Source organism: Legionella navarrensis, assembly GCF_052527415.1.
In genome coordinates, this window is sequence record NZ_JBNVZR010000036.1 from 1 (window position 1) to 11790 (window position 11790).

Consider the following 11790-nt stretch of genomic DNA (forward strand, 5'->3'; position numbering starts at 1 on the left):
TACCCCTGTATTTAATCCTGGCAAGGTACTGGTTGGTAGATTTATTTGGCACCCAATAGATCGGCAAGCGTAATTTGAAGTTTTTTCAATTGAATTTTAAGGATTTGAACCATGCCTAAGCCTTCGTTTTTCCAGTCTATCAGTGAAAAATACGTTCAAAAGGTGACCGATCTTCATAAGGAGAAACTGCTCCCGTTTTTGAATGGCCTGAAGCAAAAAACGTTTACCGATGCAGAGGAGTCGAAGCGGATGCTTTTCAGCTTTTACAGGGGTGGTTTTGATTTGATACGGATAATGTTTCATGATTATTTACAGAGTGATGTTAAAAAAAGGGCGCTGATAGAAGCGTATTTTTACAAAATGGAAGGTTACCTGTTTAACAGCCTGCACCATATCTCCACGCAGCATCAATCCGTCTATCCTTTACGTCCCTCGGTAAGGGAGTGTGTTGAACACCTGTGTGCTCAATCAAGAACGGCCCGAAAACGATTTGAACAGGATAAAGAACAACAGGAGCTTGATCACATAGCATCATGGATGAATGACGTAGGAGCGCATATCGAAAGTGCCGGCTGCTGCCCCGGAATTGGTTTTCTGCCTGATTCATTTCCTGAGTTAACCGACGATGATGATTTTTCCGAGGGAGCCGCCTATTGTCAGTAAGCAGCACCCTGTCAATATTGAATCCAGACTGAGTTTCTCGACACAAAATGACGCATAAAATTCGAATTTATTGGATACCAGGCTGAGGTTTACAATAGGTCTCTTTTATAAAAAACGTAATGAAAAAGCAAATAAGGAGACCAATTGGCAGGGTAGCAAAGGCTGTTTGATACTCTTTGACCCCAAAGACAGGGACATTATTAAGGATGGTACCCGTCCATAATCTATCGAGCATAAACCCGACCACCGGGATCATGACCGCCCCGATAATGACCGAAGCCATGTTCGTAACCCCCAGCGCCAGGCCTGTAAGCTGGCGTGGATTTATTTCAGAAGCCATGGCATACGATATAACAATGCCGCTGTTAAAAAATCCATATAAAAACAGAATGACGGTATAAACCACGGGACTCAGTAATGCCTGTCCAAATAAAGCGCCACCGTAAATGACGAGGATCAAGAGAATAAAACAGGCTATGGCGCTTACCCGCATGACAATCAAACGACGACGCATCTGGTCTGAAACCCAGCCTAAAACCGGGCAACCTATAGCCAGACCAATGAACATCATACCCACTTCATGTCCCGCAGCTTCGATAGATATACCCTGACATCTGCTGAGAAAACTTGCTCCCCATTGTTCACCAAAACATGCGCTTGGTGCGTATAAAAGACCAATAAACAGGCAATTCAGCCAGGATTGTGAATTGGATAAAATCAATTTGATGGATTTCCAGATTTTCACCTCACGATGTTCACTGGCATTTTTAACGGCGATTTGATTATGTTTATTATTGATAAATACAATCATGAGAAATGAAATAAGCAAAAATAAAACAAAAAATCCATACATACTGACACGCCAGCCAACCGAATGGTAAACAGCAGCCATGGGCCCCTGACCAATCATTGCACCCAACATTCCGAATGCCTGTGTTAACCCGGCAAGAAAGGCAAAACGCTCCGGTTTAAACCAGAGCGAAATTAATTTCAATGTTCCAACAAATGCAAATGACGCCCCAAAGCCTGTAAGAAACCGGCTAAAAAAGCCTACATATAAATTATTCATTTCTGCAAAAATGAGTGCGCTTAGCGCACAAATTACCGATGCCATGACAAGCAGCCATTTCGGGCTGAATCGGTCAACCAGGATGCCGACGGGGATTTGCATACCAATATAAGCATAATAAAAACAGGCTGAGAAACCACCAATAGCAAAGGCCGTCGTTTGAAATTTTTCCATCAGCACGGGGGTCAGGACACTGGTAGAGACACGCAGAATATAATCAATAAAAAAGAAAAAAGCACCTAAAAACCAAACGATATAAGGCTTTCGAAAACAGGCCCCTCGTAGAATCATATTTATCCTCATAAAAAAACTGACTTTCTTAACTACTGCCTATGTAAAGTACTGAACAGTTAACTACTACTATTTCCATTTAATCCTGTCAAAATTAAACAGAAACAGTACTACCCTATAAATCATCGGGATTTATATCTTTAATTTTCAACCAGTTGGCATCTGCTTTTTTGATGTAGCCTGGTATGTCTTTAGCCCATATTTTTTGGACTCGTTCATTAAGATTCAGGTAGAGTTTACCATCTACAATTTTCCATGCCAGTGGGTCGCTGGCAATTTTCTTACCAATAGAGGTTGCAAAAGCGCACCAGCCGCCATATTGAGGGATATATTTGTCCGGATTTGCCTTAAATAAGGCTTTACTCTTCTCACTGGAAAACAAATAATAAACACCATCGATGATAACCACATGGTCGCCATTCCCTTTAACGGGTTTGTTTTCAGTAAAATATCCGGTTACATCATACCCTTGTACTGCTGTTGCAAAGGCAGGAACCGTGGATGAAAAAGCGATTGATTGAACCATTAAACAGGATGCTGCAAATACCCAGAAAAATCTGATGGCAAATTTGGTCAATAGTTTCATTTCACAATCCCTTGTTATAGACATATCATCATTTTAGTCTAACTGCTTAAAAATTTACAGCCACCTCATCTTTAATCATCTACGTTACCCTGCTACTCGCCTTGTTTTGCTTCAACTCAGACAGTTATGGTTATGCTGCCTGGAATGCGGGCGAATACTCAAGGAGTTTTGAACAGGCTTTCTGGTTTAAGTATTCTCAACTTAAATCAGTTGGTATTAAATTTATAAATTCAATAAAATACGTTATCGACTATTGAACGGAGTGTACGGTGTTTTTTTCTCATTCTTTTACTCAACAGGCTGAACAGTCGTGTGAAGAATTATGTAAGAGCTTATTTTCAAGCGATCCTGCATTGATAGAGAAAATCCTCGCGCATTATGCTTTGTTTGCTGATGATCCTGATTTTCAACACCAGTTTAACAGCGCACTTCAAAATCTAACGAGATTCATAATAAAAAAAATTCGAAAAAGAGAGCTTAAGTCAGACGATATTAAAAATCCAGACAAGCTTAATTTTTTGTTATTAACAGACTGGGCCATTGATGAGTGCCCAAGGTTATGGCTTGACGACCAAAACAATATCCATCCTGCATTTCTCAGCCTCCTGATGCATTTAGCCAGCGGTGCTGACTTCCATTCGAAAAGCCTGCTCTCAGGCAGACAGGGATTTTCCCTGTATCAGACGTTAAGTCTGAATATTTCCTCTCTTGGTAGAGCATGGCCCATGGTAGAACAGGACATCTGGAGGCAGCTGTCTTTAATCCCTGGCATTGATTTTAATGAATCCAACAACTGCTGGGGAAATACCAGCCTGCATTTTAAAATCTCCAATGCACAGTCGGAAGATGCCATTCGCTTTATCAGGAATATCCTGTCTCTGCCTCCAGAGGATGGCTGCCCAAGGCTGGATATTAACAGACTGTCAACGGGATTTGGCACGGGGCTGCTTCATCTGGCTGTTGCCAAAGGCTACAGAGACGCGGATTCACACAACGCGCCGGTTGCAAGCCATGTAAGCCTCGTCAGAGAACTGTGTGAAGCCGGAGCCAATCCTGACCTCAAAACCGCTCCTGTATTGCGCAGGGAGATAAAACAGGAGTTTTTCCTAAAGCCACTGGCGATTCAGGCAGAGTTTACACCGCTTCACATAGCCTGCGCGCGCCGCGATCTGGAGCTTATTGAAATTTTGATGACATATTCTGCTGATCCGGCCATTTGTAATGCTGACGGATTGACCTCTGTCGACGTTTTGCAGCTGCCTTATGAAAATCGCAGGTTTATCGTAGACTCCATCAGTGGGCCTAAACTGAATAACTTTAAGAAATACGAACGGGAGCACTTATCCAAAGCACATCTGGATGCCTGTTATCAACTACTGTGCAACGCTCCGGCAAGCATGGTGGGCACGTCGCTACGCTTCTTTGCCCACCCTACCCCTGTACTTAATGTTGATCAGGCACCAGGGCATGTTGACAGTTACCCCCCGCCGCCTACGTACCGCGGCTTGTCCGCGGTATCCAGTGGTTCAGCGTGAAAAGTTGGCCATTTATAGATACCGCGGTCAAGCCGCGGTACGACGTTGTTGGGGGATGGGGAGCAAATGTCAACAGCCTCTAGAACAGAACACGCAACTCAGCATACACTTCATTTGCTGTAAATGATCCACGCCATGGGGTAACACTGACACCCGTTCTCCCGCTGGGAGCGGATAAAGAAGAGAGGATGAAATCAGGGAATGGGATTTTACCGCCATCAAAGTAATCGTAGCCTACGGCCAGCGTCGTTCTGCTGGTTAATTGCGCCGATAATCCCGCACCCACCCGCCAGGCAAATTGGGAATCGGTTGTGGTCTGATTGATGGAGGCGATTTCGTTTCTGTTGCCCCCAAACGGATCAGCAATGGTTCTGAAATTTTTGACGTTCAGGTAATCTACACCTATTCCACCGCCGACATAAGGCTGAATACTCATGGAGCCTGCCTGCCATAATAAAGCTGAATTCAGAGTACCCAGGTCCAGCCAGCCATTCACCATTAAGCTGTTGCTGTCCAGTTCAAATTTTCGTGTGCGCTGGTCGCCGGTAAACCCGGGAACGCCGTTGTTAACGCCTGTCTGAAACCTGGAGTAGTTATAATCACCTCTGTGTTCATATCGGGCATCAATACGGAAAGCGTCTGTAATATATCGGCCTGCGCCAAAAATCAATAATGCGGAAGAATCCAGATTACTGGAATATCCCTGCCTGGCTGGATCCCAAATGGCTGGATCAACTCTGATATCCGCATCCTGTGACCAGGAAGCACCAGCGCCACCAACCAGATACCATGATTCGGGTTTTACAGCAGGCCCCATAGTTCCCGCCATAAGTACCGACGAGCAGCCTAGAGATAAACAAAAAGCACTGAGTTGCTTGATTTTGGTCATGATTTAAATCCTTTTAATAAAAAATACGAGAAACAGTACGCAGACTCATGGAATAAACAGCGCGAGCAGGCCAACAGGACCGCGACCGGAGACCATGCCTGTCTGCGAAACAACAGCCATCTTAAGTCTATATTTCGCTTGACGCAAGAACTTGTTCTTTAAGCAGTCTGACACGGGAATGAGGGAGAGATTTAAACGCCGTCTACGCCAAAATGACCTTTGCCAGACCAATGATTTACAAATACAATCATATAATATAATATTAATACAATCTAATCTGTTTGCGAACAGTATTTACAGGATCATCATGAAATATCAATTGTTTAATGAAGTGGGTGTTGTCATGGGCGAAGGTGATTCCATTGAGGAATTGCGAGACCTCCTGGACAGCCTGAAGGATGCCCTGGATTCGGACACGCAGTTACTGCTGCGCACCTGGCATGAAGATCCCTCTCCAGCCCTCCAGGACTTCTCCAAACGAGGTGTCCTTTTAAACAAAGTACTGGATAATCTCTGGTCTTACGGCTGGCTGCAGCCTGTTGAAGAGCCTTTTCAGGCAGATTTTGCGGCGCTGGGCTGCCTGCCTGGTGTCAGCATGCCGCTTTCTTTTGACGAAATAAGTGAGCTACCGGAGGAATTGATTGAGGCTTACTATGCGGAGCTTCCTGCGATGGCGGCCCACCGCCCGGTTGCCTCGTCGTCAAGCGCGTTAGAGCCTATAGACATTGACAGCGATTGGCTTAACAGCGAACACTTTGTCATGATCAATATTGAAAATGTCCAGATACCTTCCTTACCCTCCTGTTTTTTCGATGAGGCAGGAGAACCACTGTCTGAAACCAGGATTATGCCAGATGGCAGAACAATAAAGGGCTCAGCAACTGCGCAGGCGGCAGCAATTGAAAATAAAGGTTTTGATAGAGACGGCTTTCCCTATGTCAGAAACCGCCCTTTTGAAACCCTGATGGAAGTCTATCTGCAGCGTATGGATGCCTACCGGATTGACCCGGATCCTGAAAAGTTCGATACATGGCTTAACGAGTTTCTGCTTAGCGATGACGCAGCAGATGGTATTAGTGGAGAACCCTTCGTTAATCCGGGCGAAGAACGCAGATTTATCGTTGATCCCAGCACATTCCTGGTGCGGGAGCAGGATATGATAAGGCAGGTGTTCGTCGCTGTAGCCTGTAACAGCGGAAGTCAGGAAAATAATATAAGACTGGCAAATGGCCAGATTTTTTCTCCAGTGAATATGGCATTTTCCCGGGCGCTGGAAGCGATCATTCATATCCCGGCCATTTATCAAAGAGCTCAAATGGCCAGCAGCTCCGCCGTCAGGCCAGACATGAAGGAAGAAGATGTGCTTGAATACAGGTATTATCTGAATATTTACCGCGAAATTCAGGGAAATTACGAACACCTCGACCGCATCATCAACAATCACCCGTTAAGAAAAGCCGCCAAAAGTGAGGAAGAAAAACACAAGGCCGAAATCGATATTACCTCCCATTTTCTCAACGACGATAACATGACCAGTGAAAACAAGGATTTTCTGCGTCGCTATCATGCCGAATACCGCACCTGGAGCAGCCGTCAGTCCGAGGCCATCGAGAACATGAACCGGCTGCAGGCTCAACATGCCGGACTGGGAGCCGGTGTCATTGCGCAAATGGCAGCCCGGGTAACCCTGCCCCCTGATTATTTACCCCTTGGTTCACCTCAATATCAGAGAGACGCCGAGGCCTACCATTATCTGAGTGTATACAGGGAAGTGATGATAGCCATCACCGATCAACTGAGAGCACAAGGCAGCCATCAGGCCCAGGACACCCTGCTGATACTGGAACAAACCGTTGAGGCGGAAATTCGTCGCGCGAAAACCTATTTAAACAACAAGTATGATGGCAGGCTCGGTTTTTATGACGACCAGATGAAAACAGCACTGCGGGAAAATTTAAAAACCATGGTGGCAGGCAGCACATGGAAAACCAGTCTGCAGAATCCACATGTCGTTTTAGCCGCCCTGACGGCCATGGTCGAAGAAACTTCCGTGAGCGCTCCTGTTAATCCAACAGAGATGCTCGCTTTGATTAACAAGTCACTGTCTTCGGCCTCAACATTATCCGCCCGCACCCGGACAGCTCCTGCAGCCGATCAGCTCGAGAACCTTGTAAGGCAGCTCATTACCCAACAATTACAACTGAGTCATCTGGCGCTGTCCTCAGGCACAAAAAAATATCAGGCCACAGCGGCTCACCTTGTTTCCTCATCTTCACGCTCAAATGCGTCAAGGCCAGATTCCAGTTCCAGTTCCAGTTCGAGTTCCAGCTCCAGCTCTCGTTCAGCATCAGGATTGCCTTCTTCCTCATCCACCATTCTGGCTCCTGCTCTGGAAATGCCGATTACTGCCAATGTTTCAGATGACCTTCGCGCCATCATGAATGCCAGAGCGTTGCCTCAATCTTCGGCGGGAAGCTCATCCGGATATGGCGCCTCGTCATCAACATCCGGGTTTGCGCCAGATTATGATTATCAATTCAGAATCAGGCTGGCTGGCGATCAAGGAGCCGGAAAAAGCTCCCTGCTTCTGCGTTATGCCGATGACTTATTTACAGGCAGCTACATTTCTTCCCTTGGTGTGGATTTCAAAACCAGAACCATTCAGATGGCTGGTCGCACAACCAGACTGCAGATATGGGATGCCGTGGGTCAGGAGCGATTCAGGCCCATTCATGGCGGTCATCATAACAGAGGTGCGCACGCAGTTATGCTGTGCTTTGATTTTACAGACGCATTGTCCTTTCAGCATGTACGGCAATGGCTGCGTGAAATCGAACGATATGCAGGAGCCACAGTGCCTGTCGTGATCGTGGGTAACAAGCTCGATCTTGTTTCTTCCGCAGAAAATGCTGTCTCATTTGAAACGTTCCAGGCGTTTTGTGAGGATGTCGGTCACCCCGGCGTTGCCACCAGCTCGAGAGACAATATGAATGTTGACCTCGCTTTTGAAATTGCCACGGCCAGCGCTCTGTCTCGTGCGCTTTTGCCAGAACAGATGGAACAGATAAGGGCGCAGCAACGAGCGTCTTTAGCTCAGGCTCCCGCGCCAGCCAAAACCTCTGAAAGTGGCTTTTTTTCAACAATCCTGCGAAAAATGGGTATTAAAAATCCGTCAGAAACCCCACCACCCCCTTCGTCCAGCAATAAGCGGGGTTAAGTCCCTCGAATCCATCCTGGTCTCGAAAACACGGGCCAGACTGAACGCAGTGATGACCGTCACTGCGTTGTGGATTTTTCAAACGGCTCCCCGCACGTCTCTGTCAGGTAAAAATCCTCCCGCCTGCATATGCCACATTCTGGCATACTGTCCTCCCAGGGCAAGCAGCGCATCGTGCCCGCCGTCTTCAACAATCTGACCACCCTCAAACACCAGGATGCGATCCATTTCGGATAAGGTTGATAATCGATGGGCAATCACAATGGTTGTCCGGCCCTGCATTAAGGCATGCAGGCCTTCCTGAATGTGCTTTTCGGTCACGGAATCCAGAGCGCTGGTTGCCTCGTCCAGAATCAGAATGGGTGCATTTTTCAACATCGCGCGGGCAATTGCGATGCGCTGCCTCTGACCACCAGACAGTTTAATACCACGCTCGCCAACCAGGGCCTGATAGCCTCCCGCTAATTGACTGATAAATTCATGGCAATGAGCGTTGATGGAAGCCTCGATGACCTCCTCATCGCTGGCCTCCGAGCGCCCATAGCGAATGTTTTCCATCAGGCTGCGATGAAACAATGAAATATCCTGCGGAATCATGGCAATATTTTCGCGCAGTGAGGCCTGAGTTACCTTGCTTATATTCTGAGAATCAATGGTAATTTCGCCAGATTCAAGATCAAACAGGCGTAAAATCAAATTAACAAACGTACTTTTTCCGCTGCCGGAAAATCCCACAAGCCCGACTTTCTGACCGGCCTCGATCACAATGTTTTTATCTTTGAAAAGACAGGCACCCTCCTCGTAGTGAAAAGATACCTGACTGAATGCGATCTCACCTTTTGTAACCCGAAGCGGCTGTGCCGACGGTACGTCAACAATCTCAAGAGGCGCTGTAATAATCGTCAGTGCCTGTCTGCATTTTCCAAGCTCTTCGGCAAAATTGACGAATTGACTGGCAAGGTACCATAAGTTATAAAAAATGCTGATAGACAACGAAATAATAAAGCTGAAATCCCCTACAGAGACCTGATTTTTACTGTACATATTCACCAGAATACAAATATTCAGTCCAATCAGAAAAATGATGCTGATGTCCCAGAAAATGCGCATTTTGATAATTGCCCATTGCATCCGGCGGTCTTTGTTGATGACATCTGTTGTTGCTTCTTCTATCAGTTTGTTTTCATACTGACTTCTGGCAAATAAGCGCACGTTTCCCATGTTGCTGATGCTGTCTACCATTTTACCAACCAGACTTGTTTTACTGGTGGCGAAAATGTTTGAAAGATCGCGTACCGGTTTAAAATAACAAAGCGCAATCAGAACAAATGCTGCTGCCCATATCAGCAAAACCAGGGCAAAAACAGGATGCACCAGAAGCATCATCACAATAGCCATAAAAAGGCCAATGCACTGCGCAAACCCATCGTCCAGGGTTGTATATATATTGACGGAAGCGGCCTGCATATCCGAAATTTTATTAGACAGGCTGCCGGCAAAATTATTTTGAAAATAATGATGCGAATGTCGACCTAAATAATCGAACATATTGGTCGTTATATCATAACGAACAGCTGGAAACAGTCTTAGTCTTACCCAGTCCAGAAAACGCATGCTCAGAGCAACACCAATCCATAAGACAATGTACAGAGCCACGAGTGGCATAACAGCCTGCACAACGAGTGACTTATCCCCCTCAAACGTCACTACTCTATCAATAATCAGCTTTAAAACATACGGAGCCAGAGAGTTATAGACAGCCCAGTAAACGGCAAAAAAAATCATTGCGGCTATGTACCATTTGTACGGCTTGATAATATCAAAAAGAAATTGTCGTAAAGAAACAGTCTGTTTAATCATAATACTCCTCTAATTCTGAGGTCAGGTTAATCCGTCCATTCTGAACGTGAAAACACTGGCTTATATTTATAGATTTCAAAAAATAATAATCGTGCGAAACAACCATCATGGCTCCGGGATATTCACGTAATACCTCAATCATGTGATTACGGGTTTCCAGATCGAGATTATTGGTTATTTCGTCGAGCAAGAGTAAGTCTGGCGTTTTTGCAGCAATCACCGCCAATGACAGCCGCGCTTTCTCACCACCAGACAGGGTGGATATCAAGGCGTCTACTTCTTCGTTTTTTCGAAATAAAAAATCGTTCAAATGACGCCTGATTTCCAGATACGTTGCTTTAGGCATGGCCTGAGAAATCACGTCCATAACCGTATCGCCTGAGAGCGTGTCATAGTGTTGATCCAGATACCCAACCGAACCAGTGACCGACCACTCTCCAGTTTTCTGCACATCCCTACCCCCATATATCGCTTTCAGCAAGCATGATTTTCCAGAACCATTATCACCCACAATGGCGATACGCTCCCTGGAGTGGATATGCAGATGAATGTCAGTCAAAACTGCGGCACCTCCCGAAAACGCAAGCTCACCCTGACCGACAGCAACGAGCAGGCGGTTACTCTCTCTGCCTGGGAGGGAAAATCCGGGCTTGATAACCTCCGGCAGTCTGCATTCTGTCAATTGGCGACTGACAGCTTCTTTTCTGTCATGCAGAGCCCGTTGTTTACGGCCTGATGTTTCCACCGCATTCGTGACTTTCGTTGCGGAACGGACCGTTGGCCACTTGCGCTGTTGTATATGTTTTTCACCTTTGATACGACTGTTTCTGGCACGCTCCTGTTCTTTCATTAACGCCTGATGATTTTCTCTTTTTTGCGCAACCAGCTGGCTGATATTTTGTTGAAGTGACGCATGTCTGATTGCTTTTTCGCGTTGATAATCATCATAATTTCCTGAAAAAACAGTAATTTTTCCATTATCAATATGCCAGATGGTATCAATCGTGTTACGTAGTAACTCCACATCATGCGTAACGACAATCAAAGTCCCCTTAAACGCATGCAGCAAACGCAGCAGAGAACGACGATTTTTCTTATCCAGATGATTTGTCGGCTCATCCAGCAGCAACAGATCCGGGTGAACGGACAAGGCCTGCGTCAACGCGCGATTCAGCCGCTGCCCACCACTTAAACTACCAAATGCATCCATCTGTTGTGGCACATAGCCAATGCGAGACGGATCGGGCAGACTTATCTCCCCATCCGCAGGCTCTACCATACCCCGCAGCATATTCAACAGGCTGGATTTACCGCAACCGTTACGACCAATAACCGCAATACGACTGCCATACAAAATCTGACCATGAAATTCTGAGAAGCAGGTTTTATGCGGAAATGAAAGTGCAAGATTTTTAAACTGAATCGGCTTATGCATAATAAAATACTCTTAAGTACCGTAAGGGCGTCAACGACGTTAAAAATTGCCCTTATTGAGCCAGGGCGTACTTAAGCAGTAATTTTCATGTTATATGCGAGCCTCAATTGAATATAATTTATACTTTTTGGATAATATATCCATCCCAACAAAAAGTCAACAAAACCTGGGGACGCGCTTAGGGCTGTCCCATCTTAATTTGAACTGAAGTTAATCAGTTGGCAGGCTCTGCTCCCTTCTCCCTC

General features: G+C 45.9%; 8 protein-coding genes. 3 read left to right on the top strand and 5 right to left on the bottom strand.

Annotation, left to right across the window (positions count from 1 at the left end; genetic code table 11):
* Positions 1 to 111: 111 nt before the first annotated feature.
* A complete protein-coding gene (locus ACQUTA_RS12840; RefSeq protein ID WP_444988665.1) occupies positions 112 to 663 on the top strand; it encodes a hypothetical protein in 552 nt (183 codons plus the stop codon).
* A gap of 67 nt (positions 664 to 730) precedes the next feature.
* Here ACQUTA_RS12840 and ACQUTA_RS12845 read toward each other — a convergent pair whose 3' ends face one another.
* Positions 731 to 2023, bottom strand: a complete 1293-nt coding sequence (locus ACQUTA_RS12845; protein ID WP_444988666.1) for an MFS transporter — start codon at positions 2021 to 2023, stop codon at positions 731 to 733.
* 115 nt (positions 2024 to 2138) lie between these two features.
* Positions 2139 to 2609: a YHS domain-containing (seleno)protein gene (locus tag ACQUTA_RS12850; protein WP_444988667.1), complete on the bottom strand. Its 471-nt coding sequence runs from the start codon at positions 2607 to 2609 to the stop codon at positions 2139 to 2141.
* Positions 2610 to 2878: 269 nt separating this feature from the next.
* Here ACQUTA_RS12850 and ACQUTA_RS12855 point away from each other — a divergent pair, with 269 nt between their 5' ends.
* A complete protein-coding gene (locus tag ACQUTA_RS12855) occupies positions 2879 to 4144 on the top strand; it encodes an ankyrin repeat domain-containing protein (RefSeq protein ID WP_444988668.1) in 1266 nt (421 codons plus the stop codon).
* A 79-nt stretch (positions 4145 to 4223) separates the two neighbouring features.
* Here ACQUTA_RS12855 and ACQUTA_RS12860 read toward each other — a convergent pair whose 3' ends face one another.
* Complete coding sequence (locus tag ACQUTA_RS12860) at positions 4224 to 5033, bottom strand: outer membrane protein (protein ID WP_444988669.1); 810 nt, start codon at positions 5031 to 5033, stop codon at positions 4224 to 4226.
* A 307-nt stretch (positions 5034 to 5340) separates the two neighbouring features.
* On the opposite strand from ACQUTA_RS12860, the gene ACQUTA_RS12865 reads away from it, so the two are divergent.
* Positions 5341 to 8250, top strand: coding sequence for a GTP-binding protein (locus tag ACQUTA_RS12865; protein WP_444988670.1), 2910 nt, complete (start codon positions 5341 to 5343; stop codon positions 8248 to 8250).
* 78 nt (positions 8251 to 8328) lie between these two features.
* Here ACQUTA_RS12865 and ACQUTA_RS12870 read toward each other — a convergent pair whose 3' ends face one another.
* Together ACQUTA_RS12870 and ACQUTA_RS12875 are read right to left on the bottom strand one after the other, a co-directional pair.
* A complete protein-coding gene (locus tag ACQUTA_RS12870) occupies positions 8329 to 10110 on the bottom strand; it encodes an ABC transporter ATP-binding protein (RefSeq protein ID WP_444988671.1) in 1782 nt (593 codons plus the stop codon).
* Positions 10103 to 11548: an ABC-F family ATP-binding cassette domain-containing protein gene (locus tag ACQUTA_RS12875; protein ID WP_444988672.1), complete on the bottom strand. Its 1446-nt coding sequence runs from the start codon at positions 11546 to 11548 to the stop codon at positions 10103 to 10105. The genes ACQUTA_RS12870 and ACQUTA_RS12875 overlap by 8 nt, the downstream gene beginning before the upstream one ends.
* Positions 11549 to 11790 lie beyond the last annotated feature (242 nt).